General features: G+C 46.3%; 28 protein-coding genes and 1 pseudogene. 16 read left to right on the top strand and 13 right to left on the bottom strand.

Features of this window, described 5'->3' with window-relative positions:
* Positions 1-45 precede the first annotated feature (45 nt).
* From ACQY6I_RS09205 to ACQY6I_RS09180, 6 genes are read left to right on the top strand one after another with little or no spacing between them, the layout of a single operon-like run.
* Positions 46-780: a hypothetical protein gene (locus ACQY6I_RS09205; RefSeq protein WP_428241188.1), complete on the top strand. Its 735-nt coding sequence runs from the start codon at positions 46-48 to the stop codon at positions 778-780.
* A gap of 17 nt (positions 781-797) precedes the next feature.
* Positions 798-1,358 carry a hypothetical protein gene (locus ACQY6I_RS09200; protein ID WP_428241187.1) on the top strand — a complete coding sequence of 187 codons (561 nt, stop codon included), beginning with the start codon at positions 798-800 and terminating at the stop codon, positions 1,356-1,358.
* A 3-nt stretch (positions 1,359-1,361) separates the two neighbouring features.
* Positions 1,362-2,276 carry a hypothetical protein gene (locus ACQY6I_RS09195; protein ID WP_428241186.1) on the top strand — a complete coding sequence of 305 codons (915 nt, stop codon included), beginning with the start codon at positions 1,362-1,364 and terminating at the stop codon, positions 2,274-2,276.
* The gene (locus ACQY6I_RS09190; RefSeq protein WP_428241185.1) at positions 2,273-2,923 is read left to right on the top strand and encodes a hypothetical protein; all 651 of its coding nucleotides are present in this window, start codon (positions 2,273-2,275) and stop codon (positions 2,921-2,923) included. Before ACQY6I_RS09195 ends, ACQY6I_RS09190 begins: the two co-directional genes overlap by 4 nt.
* Complete coding sequence (locus ACQY6I_RS09185; protein WP_428241184.1) at positions 2,923-4,140, top strand: PASTA domain-containing protein; 1,218 nt, start codon at positions 2,923-2,925, stop codon at positions 4,138-4,140. The genes ACQY6I_RS09190 and ACQY6I_RS09185 overlap by 1 nt, the downstream gene beginning before the upstream one ends.
* Positions 4,141-4,168: 28 nt before the next feature.
* Positions 4,169-4,861 carry a PASTA domain-containing protein gene (locus tag ACQY6I_RS09180; RefSeq protein ID WP_428241183.1) on the top strand — a complete coding sequence of 231 codons (693 nt, stop codon included), beginning with the start codon at positions 4,169-4,171 and terminating at the stop codon, positions 4,859-4,861.
* 140 nt (positions 4,862-5,001) lie between these two features.
* Here ACQY6I_RS09180 and ACQY6I_RS09175 read toward each other — a convergent pair whose 3' ends face one another.
* The 6 genes from ACQY6I_RS09175 to ACQY6I_RS09150 form a co-directional block, all read right to left on the bottom strand.
* Positions 5,002-5,481 carry a GNAT family N-acetyltransferase gene (locus tag ACQY6I_RS09175; RefSeq protein WP_428241182.1) on the bottom strand — a complete coding sequence of 160 codons (480 nt, stop codon included), beginning with the start codon at positions 5,479-5,481 and terminating at the stop codon, positions 5,002-5,004.
* Positions 5,482-5,706: 225 nt separating this feature from the next.
* Complete coding sequence (locus tag ACQY6I_RS09170; RefSeq protein WP_428241181.1) at positions 5,707-6,153, bottom strand: hypothetical protein; 447 nt, start codon at positions 6,151-6,153, stop codon at positions 5,707-5,709.
* A gap of 20 nt (positions 6,154-6,173) precedes the next feature.
* A complete protein-coding gene (locus ACQY6I_RS09165; protein WP_428241180.1) occupies positions 6,174-6,497 on the bottom strand; it encodes a DUF2834 domain-containing protein in 324 nt (107 codons plus the stop codon).
* A gap of 88 nt (positions 6,498-6,585) precedes the next feature.
* Positions 6,586-7,068: a hypothetical protein gene (locus tag ACQY6I_RS09160; protein WP_428241179.1), complete on the bottom strand. Its 483-nt coding sequence runs from the start codon at positions 7,066-7,068 to the stop codon at positions 6,586-6,588.
* Between the two features lie 99 nt (positions 7,069-7,167).
* Positions 7,168-7,635, bottom strand: a complete 468-nt coding sequence (locus tag ACQY6I_RS09155) for a DUF4262 domain-containing protein (RefSeq protein ID WP_428241178.1) — start codon at positions 7,633-7,635, stop codon at positions 7,168-7,170.
* Positions 7,636-7,701: 66 nt separating this feature from the next.
* Positions 7,702-8,061: a VOC family protein gene (locus ACQY6I_RS09150; protein WP_428241177.1), complete on the bottom strand. Its 360-nt coding sequence runs from the start codon at positions 8,059-8,061 to the stop codon at positions 7,702-7,704.
* A gap of 516 nt (positions 8,062-8,577) precedes the next feature.
* Between ACQY6I_RS09150 and ACQY6I_RS09145 the strand changes: the two genes are divergently transcribed.
* Together ACQY6I_RS09145 and ftrA are read left to right on the top strand one after the other, a co-directional pair.
* Positions 8,578-9,495 carry a DMT family transporter gene (locus ACQY6I_RS09145; RefSeq protein WP_428241176.1) on the top strand — a complete coding sequence of 306 codons (918 nt, stop codon included), beginning with the start codon at positions 8,578-8,580 and terminating at the stop codon, positions 9,493-9,495.
* Between the two features lie 105 nt (positions 9,496-9,600).
* A complete protein-coding gene (gene ftrA, locus ACQY6I_RS09140) occupies positions 9,601-10,635 on the top strand; it encodes a transcriptional regulator FtrA (protein WP_428241175.1) in 1,035 nt (344 codons plus the stop codon).
* A gap of 247 nt (positions 10,636-10,882) precedes the next feature.
* On the opposite strand, the gene ACQY6I_RS09135 is transcribed toward ftrA, so the two are convergent.
* A complete protein-coding gene (locus tag ACQY6I_RS09135) occupies positions 10,883-11,734 on the bottom strand; it encodes an SDR family oxidoreductase (RefSeq protein WP_428241174.1) in 852 nt (283 codons plus the stop codon).
* A 124-nt stretch (positions 11,735-11,858) separates the two neighbouring features.
* On the opposite strand from ACQY6I_RS09135, the gene ACQY6I_RS09130 reads away from it, so the two are divergent.
* Positions 11,859-12,281, top strand: coding sequence for a winged helix-turn-helix transcriptional regulator (locus tag ACQY6I_RS09130; RefSeq protein WP_428241173.1), 423 nt, complete (start codon positions 11,859-11,861; stop codon positions 12,279-12,281).
* Here the strand turns inward: ACQY6I_RS09130 and ACQY6I_RS09125 are convergent.
* The 5 genes from ACQY6I_RS09125 to ACQY6I_RS09105 form a co-directional block, all read right to left on the bottom strand.
* Positions 12,278-12,937 carry a formylglycine-generating enzyme family protein gene (locus ACQY6I_RS09125; protein WP_428241172.1) on the bottom strand — a complete coding sequence of 220 codons (660 nt, stop codon included), beginning with the start codon at positions 12,935-12,937 and terminating at the stop codon, positions 12,278-12,280. The genes ACQY6I_RS09130 and ACQY6I_RS09125 overlap by 4 nt on opposite strands.
* 307 nt (positions 12,938-13,244) lie before the next feature.
* Entirely contained in the window at positions 13,245-13,484 is a 240-nt protein-coding gene (locus ACQY6I_RS09120; protein WP_428241171.1) for a hypothetical protein, read from the bottom strand.
* 288 nt (positions 13,485-13,772) lie between these two features.
* Positions 13,773-15,020 carry an MFS transporter gene (locus tag ACQY6I_RS09115; protein WP_428241170.1) on the bottom strand — a complete coding sequence of 416 codons (1,248 nt, stop codon included), beginning with the start codon at positions 15,018-15,020 and terminating at the stop codon, positions 13,773-13,775.
* Positions 15,021-15,039: 19 nt separating this feature from the next.
* Positions 15,040-16,299: a dTDP-4-dehydrorhamnose 3,5-epimerase family protein gene (locus ACQY6I_RS09110; protein ID WP_428241169.1), complete on the bottom strand. Its 1,260-nt coding sequence runs from the start codon at positions 16,297-16,299 to the stop codon at positions 15,040-15,042.
* Between the two features lie 29 nt (positions 16,300-16,328).
* Positions 16,329-16,559: a hypothetical protein gene (locus ACQY6I_RS09105; protein WP_428241168.1), complete on the bottom strand. Its 231-nt coding sequence runs from the start codon at positions 16,557-16,559 to the stop codon at positions 16,329-16,331.
* Positions 16,560-17,077: 518 nt separating this feature from the next.
* On the opposite strand from ACQY6I_RS09105, the pseudogene ACQY6I_RS09100 reads away from it, so the two are divergent.
* From ACQY6I_RS09100 to ACQY6I_RS09080, 5 genes and pseudogenes are all read left to right on the top strand, one after another.
* Positions 17,078-17,794: pseudogene (locus ACQY6I_RS09100) on the top strand (transposase); the annotation flags it as partial.
* A 346-nt stretch (positions 17,795-18,140) separates the two neighbouring features.
* Positions 18,141-18,566, top strand: coding sequence for a hypothetical protein (locus tag ACQY6I_RS09095; protein WP_428241167.1), 426 nt, complete (start codon positions 18,141-18,143; stop codon positions 18,564-18,566).
* Between the two features lie 129 nt (positions 18,567-18,695).
* Positions 18,696-19,088 (top strand): hypothetical protein, encoded by a 393-nt coding sequence (locus ACQY6I_RS09090; RefSeq protein WP_428241166.1) that lies wholly within the window; start codon positions 18,696-18,698, stop codon positions 19,086-19,088.
* Between the two features lie 114 nt (positions 19,089-19,202).
* The gene (locus tag ACQY6I_RS09085; protein WP_428241165.1) at positions 19,203-20,141 is read left to right on the top strand and encodes a hypothetical protein; all 939 of its coding nucleotides are present in this window, start codon (positions 19,203-19,205) and stop codon (positions 20,139-20,141) included.
* Between the two features lie 184 nt (positions 20,142-20,325).
* Positions 20,326-21,078, top strand: coding sequence for a hypothetical protein (locus ACQY6I_RS09080; protein WP_428241164.1), 753 nt, complete (start codon positions 20,326-20,328; stop codon positions 21,076-21,078).
* 78 nt (positions 21,079-21,156) lie between these two features.
* On the opposite strand, the gene ACQY6I_RS09075 is transcribed toward ACQY6I_RS09080, so the two are convergent.
* Positions 21,157-21,378, bottom strand: coding sequence for a hypothetical protein (locus tag ACQY6I_RS09075; RefSeq protein ID WP_428241163.1), 222 nt, complete (start codon positions 21,376-21,378; stop codon positions 21,157-21,159).
* A gap of 507 nt (positions 21,379-21,885) precedes the next feature.
* On the opposite strand from ACQY6I_RS09075, the gene ACQY6I_RS09070 reads away from it, so the two are divergent.
* Together ACQY6I_RS09070 and ACQY6I_RS09065 are read left to right on the top strand one after the other, a co-directional pair.
* A complete protein-coding gene (locus ACQY6I_RS09070) occupies positions 21,886-22,401 on the top strand; it encodes a hypothetical protein (protein ID WP_428241162.1) in 516 nt (171 codons plus the stop codon).
* Positions 22,402-22,974: 573 nt separating this feature from the next.
* Entirely contained in the window at positions 22,975-23,685 is a 711-nt protein-coding gene (locus ACQY6I_RS09065) for a S1 family peptidase (RefSeq protein ID WP_428241161.1), read from the top strand.
* Positions 23,686-23,711: the final 26 nt, after the last annotated feature.

The following is a 23,711-nucleotide window of genomic DNA, read 5'->3' as shown; positions in this document are numbered from 1 at the left end:
TTCCGCACACAACTGTAATTCCGCACACAACAGGAGGAAGTCAGGATGGCAGCAATCGGACAAGAATTACTCAACGTCCCGATGGGAGATATGATTCGGCAAATGGCATTCGCCATCGCTGAATCACAATACCAGTTGGATGAAAATTCCATCAATGTCGCTGAAATGATGGGCGGCCTTACCACGGTGTATGACGAAGAAGGCAATGTTTCTTTCGATGACAGCCGGGTATTTTTCGGTTACGACTATATGACCGTCCAGGAAGCACAGGCCTATGCGCTGGTGGATGATGCGCTGACCGGTTCGCTGTCGGACGACGTGATCAAACTCAGCGATATTCTGACCAAACTGGCAGAAGGCAAACAGGCGACGGACGAAATCAGGGTCCCCACCCGGATGTCGATGATGGAACTGGGATTCACCCCGGTGTTCTACCAGTTTGTCGATACCATCATCGAAGTCAAAATCGCCATTAAAATTACCCGCACCAGCGAGTACTCGCGTACCACCAAGAAAAAAGCAACGGACAAATCCAGCTCTTACAGGCGTAAACGCAGTTTTTGGGGCACCAGCCGCAGCAGTGGTCACAACTCCACCGTGAACACCTCTCAAGTGGATGCCACGTACGCCTCTAAGTATTCCTATTCAGCCGAAGGTGCCAGCCTGTTACGTACCAAGCTGAACCCCTTACCGCCACCACCGGTATTGGAGCAGCGGATTCGGGATCTGATGGAAAATGAAGCTGCACGCAAAGCCGCGCGACTGGAAGCCGACGAATAGCCTGTGAGGAATGGTTTATGTCTGTAGGAACCGAATTACTCAATGTACCGTTCCCGGAGATGATCAAGACCCTTGGGGTTGGCGTCGCCGAAGCGCAATATGAACTGGATCTGGTCTCTATGAAAATTGCGCGCCTGATGGCGGGCTATGAACCGGATCAGGAACCGGAAGACGGCAGCCCCACCCCACCCTCCACACCGGAACGAACGATGTTGATTCCGCTGGGAGACGGTCATCAGTACAGCCTGTTGGAACTGGGTTTTACCCCAACGTTCTACCAGTTTGTTGATACGCTGATAGAACTGAAGATGTCTATTTCCATGACCCGGGAAACCAACTTCAAACGTTCCAGCACCACCGTCAACGCCAGCGTCAAAGGCAAAGTCGGATTCTTTTCCGCTTCGGCCTCAATGCGGGTTTCTTCGGTCAGTGCCAGTTATTCGTCGAAGTACCAGTACTCTGCCGAAGGCAGCTCATTAATGCGGACCAAACTGGTGCCGATCCCGGCACCGGCCATATTGGAGGAACGTATCCGTGCCATGATCACTGCATCCAGTACACCGCCGGCGGACAATTAACCCATGCCAGGCAACTCATGGAAAAACCTGCGCACCGAAAGCCGGCCACAAGCAACACCTGAATTAAGGGATGCCCATCAACCGGCCAGCACCGCTGCCGCGCCATCTGGCAAAATGCAGGAGTTACTGCAACAACGGCAGCAACTGGAAAACAACCTGCGCAACCTGGTTTCCGGGGACAGCAGTGATCCCCGTGAATCCAAGCGTTTTCAGATTCCCACCTTTGCCCAGCGTCAGGCCCAGCAACGACAATGGGATGATCAACGCGAACAATTTCGACAACAGGCATTGCAGCGTCTGACCCGCGCGCCTGCAGCAGAGCCGCCCCTGGACGATAACCCGGAGCAGCATCTTCGCAGTGGTCTGCGGGACTTCAGTCAACCCGCAGCACAATGGATGTCACAACGGGACCGTGAACGTGAACAACTGCGCGAATACAACCGCCGCTATCGCGATGCCACCCAACCACTGCGGGACCTCGGATCACAGGTTCAGTCTGCCGGGCAACAGTTGCGCGATCTGGACAAAAAGTTGGCTGCAGAAGGTCTCGAAGATGACCGTCAGGCTCTGCGTGACACTGGCATGGACAAACTGCTCAAAGCCGATAAAACCCTGCAAAAAGTCAATAAAGTGATCGATGCACCCAACCAGGCAGTGGGCAAAATAGACAACTTCTGGCAACGCCGGGAACAGCAGATCAGCGGCCCGATGGACCGTTTCGGCCCTTACGTGGAACGCTCCCGCCGCCGCCTCAATGTCGATACAGGCGGCTCCGGAAACCTGTTTGAACGCATGCAACAGAACCGAGAGCGGGCACTGGCCCGCAGACGCGAGCAACGCATCCAAGCACAACGGGATGAAGCCCGACGCCAGAACGCCCTGCAACGCAAAAAAGAAAAAGAGGAAAATGAGGCATGAGTGACAGCAGTCAATTTGTCGCAGAATCTCTGGAAGAACTGCTGGTGGCAATCGCTAACGGCGTCCGTGAAGCACAGGAGGCACTGAGCGAAGCACCACCTTTTGATGCATTCGGTCGGCCACTGCCGACCTACCACCTGCCCTATCTGGATTTCGACCTGAAGGTCGACCTGAATACCGTCGAAACCACGGGTGGCCGGCGCGCACTCAGAGTACTGCCCATCGGCGGCAGCCAGAATACCACCCAGAAAATCAGCAGCAGTCTCACCGGCCGGCTGGTTTCCATTCCCGCGGGTGACGGTCTGCCGGTACCGGTTCTGACCCTCAGTTCCACCCGTACCGCCGCCCGTCAGCATGAGCTTAACTTGTCTTTACACAACAGCGCCGGCGAAATACTGCAAAACGCCCAGGTGGAAATCAATCTTGATCTTGCGACATCCCAACAACTATCCCAAACCCAGGGCGTCAATCTGAAAAACCTTGGAACATCAAGACTCACCCAGGCCATATTAGTGACCGATGAACAGGGACAGGCGGCTACCGAACTGACCATAGACAGCAATTTGCCGGCCAAAGCCAGCATCGTCATCACTGCCGAGTTTGATCAACGCATCAGCCGCATCGTCGTTGCCGCAGGAAACGAATAATGAAAGCCATTCAAGTGTACGCCAGAGTCATGAATAGCCAGGACCAGCCGGTGAATAAACTGGCGGTGTCCGTAGAAGTATTTGATCTACAGAAAAATGCCTGGACGGAGCTGGCACAATCAGCCAGCCGCAGCAATGGCATCATCAATAAGCGCATCGCCTTCACGCGCAATGAATCACCAGTGCTAAGACTGAGTGAAGCCAAGGGCGAAGCGAAAGTACTGGCCACCGCCTGTTATCTTTACTACGACAGCCGGAACCAGTTACTCAGCTACGATTTTGGAGACATTGAATTACTGGAAGACACCGCCTATCGACTGACACCAACGCAATCCCGGTTCAGCAACCAAAGCATGACCCTGAGCGGCCAGGCCAACCGCCCGGAAGTATCTACCGCCATGCTCATGCGCAATCTGTCAGCCATCAACCGCAGCGGCATACTGACAACAAATGTCGCTACCGCTGCCGGCACGGTCAAACCAACGACCACCACGGCGGACAAGGCGACCGCCAATCTGGCGCTCGATAGCAACTCCATACCGATTACCGTAGATACCTATAACGCCGAACTCATCAAATTCCGTAGTCTTGAGGCCAACCTACAAAACACCATCAGCCGGAAAGATCAGGATCTGGCGGCACAAAAAACCTTGCTGGAAAACAGTCAAAATCAAGTTATCCAATTGCAGAAGGAGGTTACCCGGGCAAGAACTGCCGAAGCCAAACTTCAACAGCAAAATGCCGTATTCACCGATGAAGAGAAACGTCAGGCCCCAATTGATCAGATTGCCAGCAACATTGGCGCCCAGATTGACAGCGCCAACCAGAAGCTGCAACAACAGACGCGCCCCTATCAGATTCAAAACATCAGCCTGCAACTCAAAGGCTCTATCAGTGCTAATGGCCAGAGCATCGCCCTGGCACGCCTGACCGATGGCGACGCCCAGCTCAGCAATGCCCAGACCATGACACTGGACCTGGTGAAAACCACCCAGCCTGCGACAACCACAGAGGTCTTGTTACCTGATGTCAGCGGGCTAACCGAATCGTCAGTACGGCGGCTGCTGAAATCCATCGGCCTGAAAACTGAAAGCATGACCAAATCCGTCGGCCCCGACAGTCAGCTCACTCTGGGCCAGGCCATTTCACAATCGCCAAAAGCGGGCTCCAAAATAGCATTGAACCAAACCGTTATTGTCGTGTTTGCCATCGCCTGAACGATACCGGACTCTGGAGAAACAGAATATGAGTGAAATAAGTAAGCTGGTTAAAGATGTCGTTGCCTCACCATTGGCAGACATCATTGCTGCCGTGGGCCGGGGTGTTGCCGATGCCCAGCAGGCACTGGATGAAGGTTCCCTCGCCAAAACCCTGGAAATGTACGCAGAAGATGGCGAAGAAGCGTTGCGGATACTGCGTGAAATTGGTTATCAACCCACCTTTTATGCACTGCCCGAAACCGTTGGTGAGGTCAAAGTAGCCTTAACTCTGGGCAACACCAGCGCAACCAGCCAGAACAGCAGCGGTCAGGGTAAGGTCAATACTCTGCTCTCACGTACAGGGCTCAATCTGCCAGGCATCAAACCCAAAATCTATGCAGCCCCGGTTGATGCGGGTTATGCCAACCGCTACAACTACAAGGCCGAGGTCAGTGCCAAACTCACCTTTAAAATTGTGCCAATTCCAGCACCAAGTGGCACCGACGAACTCAGACTGTTGCCCAAGCTAACTGGGCTCAATGCCGCCACCGCACGGGACCATCTGGACCAGCTCGACCTGCAGATACAGTTCATTGATGAACAACGAAACGAAGTGACCGAAGTGAACGACAACGCCATCGTAAGCGCACAAGAACCTGCTCACGATGCCAACAAACCAACCATTATTCGCGCCGGTGATGAAATCACCCTGACACTGGCAAACAACGAAGACGACTGAAGATTATTACGACGACAGATGTACGGCTTGTATCAGTGCCGGACATCTGCCGGATATTGACCAAACCGAGCCACAGAGCCGCGTTCTGGCTCTGATGCCAAGAGTACCAAGCACTGTATCCCAATCATTCAGGGTTGTAGCTACGAAGCGGATATCGTCTTCGCCATATTGAACCCCGTGATGACAAAACCAACTTCCTGGTACAGCTTGAGTGCTCGTTCGTTGTGATACGCCACTCTCAGTTTGATTTGATGTATGCCGGACACTCGTAACTGTTTTTCCAGCTCGGCAATCGCCAGTCGACCAAAACCACGGCTTCTATACTCACCGGCGATAAAGAAATCATAGATAAATGTCGAGCGGTCTTCACTATTGACCGAATGCCAAAGATAACCCAACAGTGTCAGCGTTCCCTCAACCTCAGCCTCGATGCACAACAATGAGTGCTCGCTACCCTCAAGGCCATTTGGAAAACTGTGCGCCAGATCTTTCTTTGCCAGTTCAATAGCCTGTTCCTTTGAATGCCCGTAATTCGTCATGATTTCCTGACTATAATCATCAATAAAATACTGACAATAAGCCGGATATTCTTCTTGCCGCATTTCTCTGAGAACAACCATTTTTTTGCCTTATTGTGCAATGAATTTAAGGGGCCTCTGAGAAATAGGAATAGTTTTGATGCAGGCGAGGAAGCGCCACTCGCAACACCGCAGTTTACTGGCGTAAATGAGGATGTGAGACTGGGGCTGACAACGTCCTGCACGAAAATAGGCCATTTTTCAGAGGTTCCTTAAAATAACTCGAAGTAGCGGGCACATACAAATCCACAGTACATTCCAGAGGTTTTAGATCTGGCACTCCGGATCTTTATTTTCGTCATTTTTCCTGACAAAAATGACAGAAAGAACTAACAGAAAAATGCCGAGAACATTAATACCAAAACCTCTTGGCTTTGGCATCATCTTCTCAACACTACCGTCTAACAGATTAATTGACAGTACTATACCTGGATGGAAAACAAATCTCATATGTTCTCCATATATAAAAACAACTTGCAAACAATAGAAAGTGAAAACCAGCCATTTGCCGTAATTAACGTTAAAATATGAAACGACAGCCCCTAAAAGACCGATAGAGACAAATACCAAATATGCTGGATTAACCACTCCACTCTTAATATAGGTAGAGACGACATCTGCAAGTGCCCATAATGACAGCAGCAACGTTATAGTCACCATAATGTACGAACTTCTATTCAACTTAACTATTCCTTTTTTAAATAACATCGCCAAAACCGCTCCCTGGCTTATATTTATGCTCGTTTTTCAAGATGAACCAGCCTCATATACAGAAACCATGGTAACCCAAGTGACACACCCACACTTAACGTAGCCAACATTGGCACCCAGAAATACGGCATCTGAATACGTTTGCTCTCTGTGTATATGAAAACAAATAACGCGACTGCTGAAACAATGACATCCAAGCCGAAAAAAGCACCAATTCTTGTTGAAAACAATTCCTGAACAAACAAAGGAATGTCTAAACCATTTTCAATGACCCAGGGTATAAATTGCAAAAACGGCAAAATTGTCCCAAACAAACAAATGACAGCATAAATATATTTTAATTTCATTAACTGTGCTCCTCGACAACACACTTCATAGTACCCTGAATGCGGTACCAAAATAGAAGACACTATATGTGCTTATTGAATCATACTTTCATACAGCATGTATTGCGGCTTTTAACTGATTTTCTCTCAAGGCCTGGTATTTACCCACCAAAGATAATATTTGATCTTGTCCAACCCAAGGGCATTGAAGATAAATATGTTCACGAAATCCATTGATATGCTGCGTCTCCTGACCAAACACACAGTTTTCTTCTGAATACACAATAGATTCTGAGCGGCCGTCATCTCCCTCTATCGCCGCTCGCACGGCTATGCGATAAATACTTGCCTTCATGTGCTTGGAGTCGAGTATATAGGTCACATCAGGACTCAATATTTTGAAGTACCGTTCATCATTTGAGATATCAACAACTGTTTCATAGTGAGTGCTGCCAATCAAAACAGGCACATCCTTCAAAAAATCATAGGTTCCATACGAAGTGCGGATCGTCAAACCATACCCCATTGCACCCATCCGGAATTCACCAACAGAATGAATTTCTATTTTTGGTAATTTATCGATGAGTTCCATAGATCTCCATCAGGCTTAATATCACGCAGTGCCGACTGTGCGTGACATGCGACTAAACATGTGGGCCACTGATTTTAACAAGTCAGTGCGTTTAGTCACTTATGTTATTTTTGTCAGAGAACCAGTGTCATTTAAAATCGGTTGTGCCCAGTTGTAATCGTCTGATGTCTCTGCGTCCCATGGCCAAACACCGGTCGTAGTTGGCCAAATCATTTGTAGCACTTTGAATTCATTACCATGATACAGCCAGTTTGCCCAACCAAAGTGTTCACGATAGTGTTGTTCTGAAACCTCAATAAAAGTAACGTCAAAGTCACCTAAAAAGCCGGAATAGAATCTACCGGGAATAAATCGTTCGCCCGCTTTTATACGATGATTATACTCATTTACCAGGTATTGCCTTATTTCCGGTTTTAATCCATAAACAATCACTTCCGGCTCACCTTCAGACTTCTCAATTCCGATAGAGTAGCTAAATCCCGGCAAATTATCTTCTTCCAAAATGCTTAGCACATGACACCCATATTCCTTTATGTCATTTAACGCGTTCTCTTCTTTATCATCCATGTGTCAGATCTCACTCGCAAACAAAAAGCCAAAATCAATAAATGTGCGGATTTCTAATGAGTTACATTAATCCGAAAAACATATTTTATTTTTATCCAAATCTCTAATATACGCGGAAAAACGAGGTCCTCTCTGATTAGGCTCACCTTCACAGGTTCCGCCCAGTTCAATCGCTTTATGATAAAGCCTTTTTACCTCTTCGCGAGTTTCGACACTAAACCCCACCATGGTACCATTCCCATGAGTTGCAGGATTTTGATCAAAGGGAATCGCTACCGCGAATGCAAAATCCTCACCCAGCCAATATGTCATTCTGTCTGTCGGTACCACTTTGTTAAGCCCGGCGGTTTCAAACAGTGAGTCGTAGAACTGAGTCGCGGCGTCCATGTTGTTTGTTCCTAGCACAAAATAATTCATTTTCATCATTTAATTACCTGTCAGTGAATAACAGGCCGAGTATCCCTCACCCTACTGACAGGAAGTGTCAGGAATCATGAAGCCAGTATAGGTCGAACGGTAGTAGCGACAACATATCCTTGTAACCGATTCAACCATCGTATGGCTTTATGATGCATCAGCTCAGAAAACCGCCATCATGCTAATCATCATGACACCTCGGGATCGGAAACGGCTGGCTGCATACATCTCTGCTATGCGGCGGCGATCAAGCCCGACAGGTATTTATATCAGGTTAATAGTTCCTCCTCATAGAACGAAGCCCAAAGCCCATTCTGATGCACCGAATGTCAAACCATGAGATTGGCATATTGTTTACGAAAAGTGTCATTGACGCCACTCGCAGGAAATCTGGCAATTGCTGATACTAGCCAGAGGATCGAACACCAAATAGCCCGACAAGACTGGGTCACCAACAATGAAGACCGGTGTTGCGTCGCTTTGCCCACACGCCTGACACCTCATCATCAGATAAACAGGACACTTATGGAAATCCATCGAAAAGTAGTCACCACCGCAGGCGTTGCGCTTGTTTCCATCTATAGCATTCAATTTGTGGCAGCACGGTTCAGCCTTCAGGGAGATATTTCAGCAACAGGTTTAACCATTATCCGTTTCCTGGTCGCCGGCATGATGTACCTTCCATATTTTTTGTTCGGAAAAGGAATATCTAAGTTTCAGGCACTTGGAATATTTAAGATTTTAATACTCACCGTGTTCGCCGGATTTCCTTATCTCTACGTTATCAATACAGGCATTTCTTTAACCTCAGCGGGGTACGTTGCTGCTGTAGGTCCGGGTTCAATCGTATTGTTTTCACTGTTACTGTCATTCGTGCTGCTAAGAGAAAAACCGGACTTGATCTCCTGGACCAGTACCCTGGCGATTACTACGGGTATTCTGCTGTTTGTCTTCAATACTTTTCTGGTTGAAACCATCTCATTAAAGGGAACGATGCTGTTTGTATTACAAGGCTTCATGTTCTCAATGTATGGCGTTCTGATAAAACGCTGGGGTGTAGATGCAATTCTGGGGACAGCCGTTGTTTCAATCACCTCCTGTATCCCCGCCCTTTATTTTCTGACAACCACTGACACCGGAATTTTTCAGGCTTCAACCTCAGAATTGATCAGCCAGACCATTATTCAGGGAGTTCTGGCAGGAGCCGCTTCTGTTTTTCTTTACAGCTTCATCGTCCATCAGTTAGGACCACAACGCGCATCGCTGTTTATGCCCAGTGTTCCCATCATTACGACATTAGGTGGATATTATTTTCTGGGTGAACCCCTTACGGTTGTTCAACTACTTGGAGTCGCCGCCATGGTGTTTGGCATGGCGGCACCCGGCATTTTCGTATTCTGGAATAACCGAATTGCACTTCACACAACGCGGTCCAAATATTGAAAAACATTTCAACGAAGACCATAACCATCGCGCTGGTCATACGAATACACGATGATGTACCTAACCGCACGATGTCAGTCACTAATTTCTCCGGGGAACGACACCATGCCAGACCGAAGCACAAAACAAACAGCCGGCCCTAACGTCGTGTGTCTCATTGGAGACGCACTTCAGGCGTTTGAGTTTGGGATTGCCTATGAGGTTTTTGGAATGCCTCGCCCTGAACTCGGTTCTGATTGGTATCAGTTCGGGGTGTGTACGCAGTACCCTGGAGTTGTTCGCACCAGCGGCGGCATTGAGACCGTCATCCGCCAGGGCCTCGAAGCGCTGGATGATGCCGATTTAATCATCATACCCGGCTGGCCGGATATGGATGCAACCATTGCGAGTGCAGTGACAGATGCGCTCCTGGCGGCTTATCACCGCAGAGCCCGTCTGGTTTCCTTGTGCTCCGGCGTGGTGGTATTGGCACATACCGGGCTTTTGGATGGACGCCGGGCAACCACTCACTGGCGTTTTATCGAAACCATTGCCGAACGCTTTCCCGCTGTGGTCTTCGATGCCGATGTGCTCTACGTGGATTTGGGAAACATCCAGACAGCCGCCGGCAGTGCGGCCGGCATAGATCTTTGCCTGCATATTGTCCGGCAGGATTTTGGTGTCGAAATTGCTAATTCAATTGCTCGAGGCCTTGTGATGCCGCCACATCGCGAAGGCGGACAATCGCAGTTCATACCACAACCGGTCCCCAAGGGTTACGAAGCGTCAAGACTCGGCTCTGTCATCGAGGTCATGCAGCGCAACCTGCATAAAGAGTTGTTGGTCAAAGAACTGGCTGACGAAGCGGGCATGAGTCTGCGCACGTTTCAGCGGCGGTTTGAAGCCTTAACGGGCCTGCCTCCGAGTGCGTGGATCTTACATGAGAGGTTACATCTCGCCTGTCGGTTACTGGAAGCGGATCAGAGTATGAGCCTGGAAGAAGTGGCGCTGAAAAGCGGATTTGGAACCATGCCAACCATGCGGCATCATTTCCGGCAAAAAATGCAGGTCAGCCCGAGCCAATATCGAAAAACATTTTCACCTCTGCCGTCTCGATCTTTCCTGCCAGAGGAATCTTTTGCCGAAACCTTTCAAGCCTGAGGCGTTTCCGATACCTGGTATTCTTAGGGGGCCTCTGAAAAATAGGAATAGTTTTGATGCAGGCGAGGAAGCGCCACTCGCAACACCGCAGTTTACGGGCGTAAATGAGGATGTGAGACTGGGGCTGACAACGTCCTGCGCGAAAATAGGCCATTTTTCAGAGGTTCCCTTAGGTAGCCTAAAAACTATGTCTGGCATCAGCAGCAACAGTGCATTGAGCCGGCCCTCAATGCACTGTTGATCCCGATTACAAATAAGCTTTGACCATCTGACGCAGGGAAGCTGTTGGGTGACCCGTCAATGTACTGATTGTATGACTCTCATCGAACAGGCCGCCTTTGGAGACACCGGTATCAGAGTTCGCCAGCAGTGCCGCAAACGGGGCCGGTATGCCAGCACCTTCGAGCGCTTTGGCAAACTCAGCCTCTTCCATATTGATGTAGGGAATGGTTTTACCAGACTCTTCACTGATCATCGCGCACAACTCAGTCAGGGTATAACTTTCATCGCCGGACAGCTCGTACACTTTTCCGCCTTGAGGTGCATCAAGGGTCAACACCACTGCGGCGGCTTCCGCATAATCTTCACGGGTAGCAGAGCTGATTTTTCCATCTTTGGCACAACCAATGAATCCACCGTTTGCCAAGGCCGGTGCGATACTGGCCAGATAGTTTTCGGTATACCAGCCGTTACGTAACAGTACGTGGGGAACGCCGGCTTCTTTCAAATAGGCTTCGGTGGCGATGTGCTCTTCTGCCAGCGCCAGTGGCGAACTGTCTGCGTTCAACAGGCTGGTATAGGCCACCAGCTCAACGCCGGCCTGCTTGGCCGCATCAATCACATGTTTGTGCTGCGGTACGCGCTGCCCTACTTCGCTCGACGAAATCAATAACAGCTTGGTCACACCTTTTAACGCCGTAGCGAGAGTGTCAGGTTGTGAATAGTCCGCCTGACGAACTTCCACTCCAAGATCTTGCAGATCCTTGGCTTTATCCAGGTTACGGGCCAACGCAACGACGTTATCTGCAGAGGTTCTCTGTAGCAGATGTTTAATGACCAATTGTCCCAACTGACCGGTCGCACCAGTAATTGCAATCATGGTTTTCTCCTATTCTTCTGAATTAACTCGATTTTGCACAGCTTGCCACTTATACTAACTAATTGTAAGTACGTACTTTTTGGTAAGTATGAAATTTTAATCTGGGCTAGACGGAGAGAGAGGCATGAGCAGACGCAGCAAAGAAAGCCAGGAGGATTCATTAACCCAAAAATTCAGGCGAGGTGATGTACTGACCAAAGAATGCCCTTCCCGGGGCGTATTACAGGATGTGACCAGCCGCTGGGGGGTTCTGATTCTGTTTTCTCTGCTTGGTGGCACCCATCGTTTTAGCGAACTCCGTAAAAAAATTACCGGAGTCAGCGAAAAAATGCTGTCACAAACCTTGCAAGCATTAGAAAACGATGGCTTTGTAAAACGCATTGCGCATCCGGTTATTCCACCGCATGTGGAATATCAACTGACCGAGACCGGCGTTGAAGTGGCGCGCCGAGTTGAAGAACTGGTGAACTGGATTGAGATCAATATTGGCGACATTGTGGTCGCACAGAATCAATACGATGAACGCAAGGCAGGTAATGGACGCTAGAGATCTCTCGCCACTCTGAACCCCAGATCATCAATGGTATAGGTAGGATGGCTCCTTCTCCGGTTACTCGCCAGACAGCCCCGGGATTCATCCGCCCAACCACCGCCTCTGAAAATCCGGTAAGCGCCATACACCTCCGGATCGTACACATCCCAGCACCATTCCCAGACATTACCGAGCATGTCATACAGACCAAACTCATTGGCCGCTTTTTGCCCGACCGGGTGAGTGGACTGATCGGAATTGCCACTGTACCAGCCAATGCTATCAACAGGGCCGTATTGCGCATTGCTTGAATTGGCGCGGCAGGCGTATTCCCACTCGGCATCGGTCGGCAAGCGATAGCCATCTGAACCCGGAATCACGCTAACCGTTTCACCATCAGCGTTAATTTGATAGTAGCACTTGAGTCCTGACCGCGTAGAAAGTTGATTACAAAACTGAATGGCATCCAACCACGAAACACCTTCCACCGGATGATCAGGATGCTGAAACGTTGAGGGATTAGTCTCCATCACCCGCTGATAAATTGCCTGTGTGATTGGGTATCGACTCAGCAAAAATACATCCACCGTCTCAAGCCAGGTTTTCTTTTTTCGGTCGTCCCTCAGAAAAATGCGCCCCTTCGGGATTGTGATCATCCAGTCTTGTATCATGTTATGTCAGCATTATGGGCATTTACGGAGTGGCCGATTGTCGCACTATTCACCCGGCAATCAAACAGATCGTTCTAACGTTCCTCGCACTGTCTTTGAGTATTGATCAGGCACTAATAACACGGCCATTTATGACACAGCAATTCAGGCTCCGGACAAAACCTTTATCCCACTAATTGCCCCGATTTTTAACACCCTCCACAGCGGCTCGAATGCCCCTTGTGCGGCGGCTCATATTAGTGATCAGATTCAACAGCATATAACCGATTTGAATCCATATTGATGACCCCATTCAGGTGAATTGCGGTTACTTGAGGTTTCCCAAGTCGGAATAAATACCATCCATCCTGATGCTCAGATAATCCAAAAATCCGTACGCTGCTCTGGCAATATTGGCGGTGGTTTCATCGTCGGATTCAGCCAGTTCCAGCGCAATCGCCTGACCACCGTTAATCGTGGCGATCATGATGCACAGATCCTGGCGGATCAGCTCTAATTGGAGAGAATTCACTACGGTAGGAGAATCAGGGAGTTGCTCTGTCATCATGCATATGACTCCTCTGTGATCGTATGGCGTTTGCCCCCTCACAGGGATTCATATTGCTTTTGGGGGCAGATCGACGAGGTCTAGGAACAACCGCCTACACAAACGCGGCCCGGCCGCTACGCCTTAAGGTTAGCCAGAACTATATTTTTGCTTGCTTTGGAACAAGCTATATACAGTTTGGTTCTGTAGTCACCCTGATTTATTCGATTTTACTCAGCAAGATAGAAGCGAACCATTCTTGCCTTGTTTTTTTGTTTTAAAATGGGTGTCCCTTTTTTATATTCTTTTTTATGCCTTTTTCATTTCCAGCACCGACACCTTTTGCCTGTGTTTCTCATAGAGATTTATCGCTTTTAGAGAAAACAGAAAAACAATCAATGAGCTAAACAGAACCAGGTATCTTATATCGAAAACCGTATTGTTCTTAGAGTAAAAAATCAATACGCCAATCACGGGCAATGCAGACTGGCTAATGGAAACAATCAATGAGGACAGCTTTGCAAAGTGCGCCTGAGGTATTAACTCTATTCTCATTTTCCGCATAATAACAATTCGAGGTATTTTGGAACCGATACAAAAAGCGTAAAAAATCAACAGGGCAGGAAACGCGTAGTAATAGTGAAACAGCAATAAGCCAAATATAAGTTCAAGGATAACACTAAAACAATAAATGTTTCTGACCCTCACATTCATTGACAATAACCGCTGCGTTAATGATGAAGTTATAAAACCAATCACACCGGCGCTGGCAGAAATCAAGGCATAGAGCTCAATCGGCATATCATTTTCTGATTGAATAACGTATGACCCGGACGCCTCTACCAGCCCATCAATGATATTGGAGAAGAAAGCACTAACTGAAATGGACGCAATAAACAGCATCAAAAACAGTTGGCCTACCTGCACACTGGTGTGTTTTTGGTTGTCTTCAAAATCAGAAACCTGACCTGAAGCATCAGGAGTTTCTTCTTTATAGATAAACAGAAAAAAATAAAGATTCACCGAATAGCTTAAAATAACAGTAACGAACAACACTGCCAGCATTTTATACGATGCAATAACGATCAATGCGCCGAGAATCATCGCCAACTGATCAGCAATGGTAATAAAAACCGAATTCCTTTCGATATTTAATCGGTAGACATGATTTTCGGAAATATACTTTTCATAGATAATGATCAACTGTGCATTGGCAACCGAGATAAAGCCACCCAACACGGCCAGCAGCAGCGCAAAATAAACTTCACTTTGGATCACTCCGGAAACCGTAATCAGAGCGATAAACAGGCAAGCAACGAGTTTAAGACAGTCAAACAGGATCGAACTTTTTTTTATGCCTGAATCATCAACCAGCTTACCAAATAGTGGCACCATCACAATACGAATTAACCACTCAATTGCGTATGCCAATCCAGATAATGACAGGCTCTGGGTATATTGATAAACGAGTATTGGCGCTAACAGACTGACAACAAGATCACCAAGTAAACTAATCAATAAGGGATAAAAAAAAACGGGTGGCATTGACGACTTCATTTATAAATTTCCTGGCTCATTAACCGACAGATTTTCTCAGCAGTACTCGTACCGGATTACCAAACTCATCCGTTGTTTCAATTGCCTTGGGTGCCCCCAAGCTGGATGAACTCTGCTCCAGTTCATCGGATTGCCGCTGAGCCAATGCTATATAGAAATCATGATCAGCGGGAATTATATTGGGTTTAATCACAGGCGGATTTTTTTCGTGAATACTCCATTCATGAGTATCGTGAGCAGGGACATAATGCTCATGTTGATTAAGATATATAACCGGTCTGTTAAACGTATATACACCTTCCAGGCCGTTGAATGCATGAGCGACACCTGGAGGAATAATTAATTCGTGATCCGGTGAAGCGGGTATATCGATCTGAATTTTCTTATGCAGCGTTTCAGAGCCTTCGCGACAATCAACAAAAAAGGCCTTGATAATTTTATTATCGCCCAAGAAGGTTAAGTGATCTTCCTGGCCTTTGTGCATTCCATAACTGTCGAAGTTGTAACTGTCTCCATGATGGCTGACAACATAATAAGGACAACCACCAACGATAGAGACGATCTTGCTTTCCTCTCCAGTTTTCACACTCTTCAAACGCTTAATTTTCAGGCCTTGAATACCCAGATCTTCTTCTACAGGAGCAGGTTTGGCCATGTTTTCCGATTGTTTCCTGAAGATCAACTTAAGTTCCTCGCCAGAACCCAATGTCACCTTTCGCTCTTCTGGATGCAATAAATTATCATGACTCATCTGAGTTTCCTGATAAGATGAAATCAATTGATAAAGCTGAGATGATGCTTTTTCTGTATTGGCCTGAATAGCCGGTATATCGCCATCTTCAATGTCAATCGGAATATTGACTATATCATTTTCAGGCGTCCATTCTGTCGAGTCTATTTTATCCGGCGCTGGCAGCAAAATTTGATAACTATTAATGGTATATACGTATTCAAGCCCTGAGAAAGAATGCGCTACACCAGGAGGAACATACAATGTTCGATGTTCTGATGGCGAAAATTCTTCACTATATCTACGCCTGAATGTTGGAGAATCCATACGGCAGTCGATAAAGTAAGCAGTGATTTTTTTTGATTCATCCCCCAAAAAGGTTAGAACATCTGCCTGTCCCAAGTGAATGCCATATTGCTGATAAGAAAACGGTGAATGTCCATGATATACAATATTGGTTGGTCTGATATTGGAAAAAGGAACCACATATGAAAGTTCACTTCCGTTGTTGAATGTCTTTCGTTCAATCCACCTTAAGCCTTCAATCATATATGGTTCCCCCTCTGTCAAATTATCAGTTACGCTAAAACTTCAACTTCATAACCAAGAGATTTTGCACTGGCCAACAAGTTATCCAGGCTTGAGCTATCCAGTTCTTTGATATTAACCGGTGCGTTCTTGATGCCTAAAGCGAATAAAAGTTTGTCAGACAAACTGGAAGGGTTATGCAACAGATCGGACAACTTATTCTGAGACATGACAGGTGTATCAACGTTTTCATACAAAGCAGATATATCTTTGCTTTTCATGTGTTACTCTCCTGTGGAAGTATTTACAAACTAAATATTTAACTTGCTGTACTACAGATAAAGCAGGCCTTACTGCTATCATCAAATTGGCTATATAAATGATAGACAGATGCATCCTATTATGGACATTGTTTAGATTCAACAAATTATTGAATCTCTTCATTGGCCTCTAAATAACGATATTGTTTCTCTTTCGTTTAGTGTAAAAACCCGCGTCCTTCGCCGCGGTCAAACCTAGCCCGAATATTTCATCAAAATTAGACCACGGAACCGATTTAGCCTTATTTTATAGGCGCTAACACACAAAATAAGAGCGGTTCCGTGATGATAGAGTGCTACCAGACTTCGTTCTCTTTTCCACCCGTCAAACACCGTAGAGTCGAGGTGAGTTTTGAACGCGGTGAGATCTCTTCCGATGGCGGAATGTGATTGCTCAGAGAAACTGACAAACGACTGAGGTTAACAATGGCCATAGATCGTGTTTTGTGCGATAACCGTGTTCAGGGCGATGTGACCATACTCAACTGACGATGCTACGCCAACGCGTCTATACCCTGGCCACCGGTTATGAAGATCTCAATGACCATTGCACACTGCGTCATGATACGGTGTTCCAAACCACGGTCGAGACCGATACCTCTCTGGCGATCATGGCCACCTTACATCGCTCTGAATATCAGGCAGATCGACACACGATGATTCATTTACATGACGCCCTGGTACAACAATTTACCGACAGCTTTAAGACGCCTCCCAAGAAACTGATTCTGGACTTCGACGCCACGGATAACCCCATTCATGGTGATCAGGTGGGTAAATACCTCAATCACTATTATGACCATCACTGTTTTCTACCCCTGTATGTGTTTTGTGGTCATCAGTTGCTGACGGCCTATCTGCGGCCCTCCTCCTGTGGTGCTGCTCATCATGCCGGTGCTGCTTTGGCCCTGTTGACCAAACGGCTGCGCCAGGTCTGGCCAAGGGTGAACATTGTTCTACGAGGAGATGCTGGATTCTGCACGCCGATGATTCTGGGCGGGTGTGATCGTTATCAGGTGGATTATGTCATCGGTATGGGGCAGAACAGCCGATTGATGGATGCATCGCAAAATGTTATGGGGACTGGGGCTGACAATGTCCTGCGCGAAATGATGAAGAACTACATCAACGAATTTCCCAAACAAATTGAAACAGTTAACCGCAAAGTAGCGACGGCATTCGGGATTGACGGTTAGTCAGCGGGCTATAAAAGAATATCCATAAAGGTCATAAACAGCATGTATAAAATAACACCTGTCTTGTGTAGCAAATGCCACAAATCATCGTGCTTTTAAGACTCAGTATCCTGATATTCGGTGAGTGAAATTGACAGAAATAGGGTGTTTGCCTAGGTTGATATGGGTTAAGGATACTGAGTGAGTTTGGCGGCTCAGGAAAAAGCGTTTGCTGGGTATTTTATCTGGTGATGTGGAATAACTGTTAACAATACTCACACACCCAAAAGAAGAATATCTTATGTTAAGCAAGACTAAATCACAGGTTTTCTATGCTTCTACAGTCTCGATCGTCCTGTGAGCTTCCATGCTAACTGTAGTGCCAATCCAAAGTTTTTTTGCTCAGGATAAAACATCAACGCATTCTGTAGAAAGCGAAGAGTTGTATGCATGGTTTATAGATAGGCTTTGCACGAGCATCAAGCGCGGACACAAGACCAAGAGCACTAAAGGATTTAGAAACGAGGAGTATTTCGCTAGATATTGCGGTGATAGTAAGCCGCCGCATCCTCCCCGCCTGATCCCAAAAATTATCGTCGCCGAGTTTCCTGGAGACTCCGAATATCCGGTTGGACCGGGCCTTAGCGCCTGCGATGTCATCGCAGGCGAAGAGAACACTTGCGATACGTTTGCCACTAACTGCTTGGAAGGCTTGAAGGGAACCGGTTGGTGCGAAGAAAACGAGAATGGCGATGGAACATGCTGGTGCGAATATGACCCAGATGTAAACTGACAAAACTAAACCTAGGTGTATGCACACCTCGGCTTATTGCTAACAAGCACACCCAGCCGAGCCAAAAAAAACGCTACGCGATTTTCGGCCGGCTGATGTGAAACGTTAGCAGTCCATTAGGAATCAGCCATGGAATATCAATTAAGTGGAGATGAGCCAAATATTATTGGTAAAACATGCGGCGGTCTTTACCTTATTCAACAGCAGAAAGGTGAATCAATAACTGATCCAGCGAATACAATCTATCTAAAATTTGATTCAATATGGTCGAAGCTCTGTTTCGATGGCGGTACCATATTTTGGCGTAACGAGGCTCCTTCTGAGCCGGTAAACGATAACATTGATGTATGTTTGGTGTTGCTCAACCTATGTGAATTGGATGGTGTAGTTGGTAGTAAGCTAATGGAAATTCAATATTCTGGTAATGACGAGTTGATCTCATCTGTGTTCTACTTTAGTAGCGGAAAGAAATTAACGTTTGCTCATAACTGCTATGACGATTTTACAAGCATCAACAGCTAACAAGCGGCTTCCACTGCGTTGCTCGTTTTGCGCTTTTTCGCTACGCTAGCGCAAAACAAACAACTCCGTTCCGGCGGCATACCCAAGCGTTAAGTGAATTCAAGAGTCGAACTTATGAGTACATTCAGGCTTCGCATAAGATTTCATGTTGCTCATAAAGGAATCATATCCGGCGAAGGCAAAGAATTGGAGTTTTGTCTGCCAAATGGTCATGTAGCGACTTTGTATTGTGTTGGTGCGGAGAAATTTTGTGAATCAACAAAATTTGTAATTATATCTAGAGGCTACGAAACAGTAGAACAAGCGCATCTGTATGGGTGCAAAATTAAAGACGCCATATTGTTGTACGGGACAAAATATAGAGTTGGTGTAGATCTTGGAAAGGATAAAGATTCTGTTTTCCTTGCTTCCTCGGTAAAAGATAAGATTTTCAACGAGCACGGCGTAAAGATGATCGATGACGTCCATGGATTGGCGGTTTATAGCGAAGAGCATCCAACGTCATGCTTGTCATTAAGCGCAACTGGTTTGGTCGATGTAAGGGAAGCCGAGTTTCTAACTAATGAAATTCAGGATCTTCTCTGTAAAGTTATTCAATTTGATAGTCAGATAAAACTGGCAATGGAGCTAATGACAGCTTCATTTTTTGAATCTTCTGTCCGCGCAAGGTTTCTAACGTTGGTATTGGCTGCTGAGTCAATATTGAAGCCAGAGGATAGGTCTCAAAATACAATTAATTTAGTTGATGAACTGATTAATAGAGTAAAAACATCGGACATTACTGAAGAAGAGAAAAATTCCATTAAAGGGTCATTGAGGTGGCTATACAAGGATTCCATTTCTCAGAGCTTAAGAAAAATGGCAATGAGGCATTTAACTGGCAAGACTTATGATGGGGTAAATCCTGAAGTCTTTATCAAACGGTGCTATGAGGCTAGAAGCAAATTAGTGCACTCTGGGAGTGTTGATGAGTCTACGTTCAATATAGGTACTTTGGCAGCAAACTTAGAGTTGTATATAAAGGATATGCTAATTGCATTGTCTGGAGCATAATCACTTAACAAGTAGCTTCTACGGACACGGTACAGTAGTCGCCTTTTTTGAAAAAAGACTCAAAAAAGCCACCAACTGCACTGTGCCGCAGAGCTAGGCGTTATACCTCTCGGAGTGTAAAGGATAGAAAAGTGGCAATTAATAAAACTGATATAAAAAAATTGTTCAGCCGTTCGGCGGGTCAGTGCAATATTTGCAAGCAAGATGTAATAAAGGACGATGTGGTTATTGGGGAAATGGCCCACATAATTGCAAAAGCCCCAAAGACCCCAGAGGCGATGAAAATACCCCAAAAAATGACACGTATGATAACCTGATTTTGCTTTGCTCGATTGATCATAAAAAAGTAGATTCACGACCATCAGACTATCCTGAACATTGGCTTCGTGAAATTAAATCAAAACATGAGGCTGATATCACAGCGCGTCTTAATAGGAATCGAGGGTACGAGCAGGATCTCAATTCATTAAATGCTCTCTCTGAATTTATACCATTCTTGGATTTGAGAACAATGGCGATGGATTTGCCTCATAAACTATCATTAGATTTTGACATCTCAGACGTTTTTTCTAACTTTAGGAAGGGGAACCCTCAAGCATATCCTTTTTGGGATAAGGAACTCACTCGGTTGTGGAAAACCTTCTTATCAGATGCAGAGGCAATAGAAAATTTCACTTCAAGCAATATATGTGGAGATAAGTTTGATCTATTAGATGAGTTTGAAACTGACCATACCTGTTACAACACGTATGTTGGAGATGACAATGGAAATTTTGTTGTAATGAACAAAAGATTCCTCTCATATGAACAAATAGATCTTGTCGAACAGACCGTGAGCCCACTTTTACAAAGTTTTATCTATAGTCATACAGAATTGGTCGAATATATTCGTTTTCAATTCAAAGATATTAAGTGGAAAAGACGCCCAACCGGGTAACCGGGGGTATCTAGCCTCCAGCCCCCACAACACCCTGCACCGAGATGTCGGACCGGCGGATCCGCACAGGGCGTTGCATTAAGAATAGTGAAGCTTGATCCATCCATCGCGTAGTGAGATCAACCCAGCTTTCTTCAAGTATTCATCATTCAATGCCTGATTGATGCCGGGTGTTTTCGCACTGCTCAATGGGCCTTTACTGGTAATGCCGCAGGCAACGGCAGCCTGCACATGCACACCAAGCCTCATTAAATTTCTTACTTTGGTTCGCGGTTTTCGCCACTGTCGCCAGAAGGCCATTCGAACTCTTCTTCGTATCCAGAAACAACACAGGACATCCATCTTAACTATTGATATTCACGCCAACAACCGGCACCATTCGATACTGTATATTTATCAGTATAGGGATGTATGATCATGACCCGATCAAGGAAGTCGCAAATCTCACTTGAAGCCACGCCTTATTATGGCTAATCACCGTGAGGGCTTCCCGGATTCCGGCCGGAGAGTTCTCTACTGAGAAATACCGGTCTCTTTCCTGGATATGAATGTCCGGTTGAAGCGGACCGACGTCTACGCCGACATTGATTCCCGCTCGCTCTTTAGGGTTTGTCATGGTGAATCATCCTTGTTAAATTCGGGCTCAGAGGCCCTAAAAAACCTGCCATGCATCGGGGGCTACAGATCCGGTAACTTGCTGCTACAAGTTACGGGCTCACGTTATCGAATTTAGGGAAATTGGACCATACAAAGCATTGCAGCGGGCAAACCGCTGAATGCGACGTTACAACCTTTTAGAGAGTCGCAATGATCAGGAATATATTTAAAAAGGAAAAGGCTCGTGTATATCTCGATAAGCTGATGGTCATACCCAAGCAGGATTACATGAAGTCTGATGAGTGGGGTTTTATTGGTAAAGAAGATCTGGAAGGTGGTATTCGAGAAAAGCTGACAGAGCTATTTTCGCTTCCGCACATTTCTTCCAGAACGGATGCGAAGAAAACTGATCTTGGGCTAGAAGTGGCGGTGGTGAATTTTCAAGGTGGCGAATTTGACGGTATATCATTAGGTTCACTGGGAGCGGTTCCTATATTTTGGCGCCCTAAAGTGTCCGTAGTATCACGTCTCTTTAATATTGAATCGGGTAAAACTATAAAAACGGCCAAATACTGCGCTAAAATGCCCTGGAATCAGTATCTGAGAGGCGTGTTTAGTCTACGAGGTTTTATTAGGTATAAACCAATATTCGGCATTGAAGACATAGAACAACTTCTATATTTTGCGTGCCACCAGGTATTATCAAAGTTAATTAGAGCTACGTAGTTTGAAACAGGTCAAAGCACGCAGACTTGCTGGCTGATCGGTGGAGTGGATCGGTATCGGAACTCAAACCAGAGCGCCTCACCTTATCAGAGTTTTCTGGCTTTAAGTCTGTGAATTTGCTAGATGGCGTTATTCGCCACTTGGAGAGGTGCACTAACTTCTGCCTCTGGGGTTTACGTAATATCAGATACAAAGTCAGGGAAGCTTTATATCGGTAGCGCATATGGGGAAGGCGGTATTTGGGGCCGCTGGGCACAGTATTCCTCATCGGGGCAGGGGAATAATGTAGAGCTGCGAATGCTATTTAAAGAACTCAGTGCAAAACCCGCCGACGCTTTCCGCTTTTCAATTCTTAAAGTAGCAGATGTGCATGCAAACAAAAATGAAGTTATCGCCCGCGAAACTCATCGGGAGAATGTCTTACTATCTCGCACGCATGGTTACAATTCGAATTAACTCGAAACCCAACAGGTCGCTGTTGGCGGACAATTTTTCCACCGCTCCGCGACTCCCAAAATTGCAGCGAAGCCTGGCATAGGGCTTTCTAAAGTTTGTACCGTAATTGGAGAAGATATGTTTAGAAAATTACTGTTTGTTTGTGGCTTATCGGTCTTGACCTTATTTGCAAACGCATTGGAACTTAAAGAGGAAGCTCTAAGGTCTGTGTTCGAGCCCTCATTTGTAACAACTGAAGGTGAGCAAAAGGCAGGCACTGCATTTGTTGTTAAGTATAAGGAAAACTATTACGCAGTAACCGCACATCACTTATTTAGTGAAGCAGGTGGGTTTAGCCGAGAATACAATTGGAGAGAATTGCAGGGGTTGGTTAGCAAGGTTTCGCTTCAAAGCTTGAGTGATGAAAAGATTAAGTATTCAGCTGGCAAGGCTATTGAAATCAAAGGGGCTAAGTCAGTTTCAATTTGGACGGGAAAGAATGACATAGCTGTTTTTAAACTTAAACAGAAGCCCGATAACTATTTGACTATCGCACAATTACCTCCCAAAGTTGGAGAATCCGTCTGGTTGTACGGATTAGTTTATAATCGGCCACCTGAATTGCTTCTGCATAAAGCTATGATTTTAGAATACGGTAAAAATTGGATCTCGTATCAATTTGAAGATCCCGGGTTAAATTTGAATGGTACTAGTGGCGCGGCTATTTTGAATTCTAAAGGCGAAGTAGTTGGCATAAATTTAAGTGGTGGAGACCAAGAGGGTAAGCTATATGGTTATGGTAATCCTCTAGTTTCAATACAGAGCATATTTAAACAGTTCGTGCAGTAGAAGCCCTAACGATTTTCTCTTGCGAA

Source organism: Gynuella sp., assembly GCF_050297175.1.
In the GTDB taxonomy this organism is placed as follows: Bacteria; Pseudomonadota; Gammaproteobacteria; order Pseudomonadales; family Natronospirillaceae; genus Gynuella.
The sequence above is the reverse complement of the archived record's forward strand: the minus strand, read 5'-3'. Positions and strand labels throughout refer to the sequence as shown.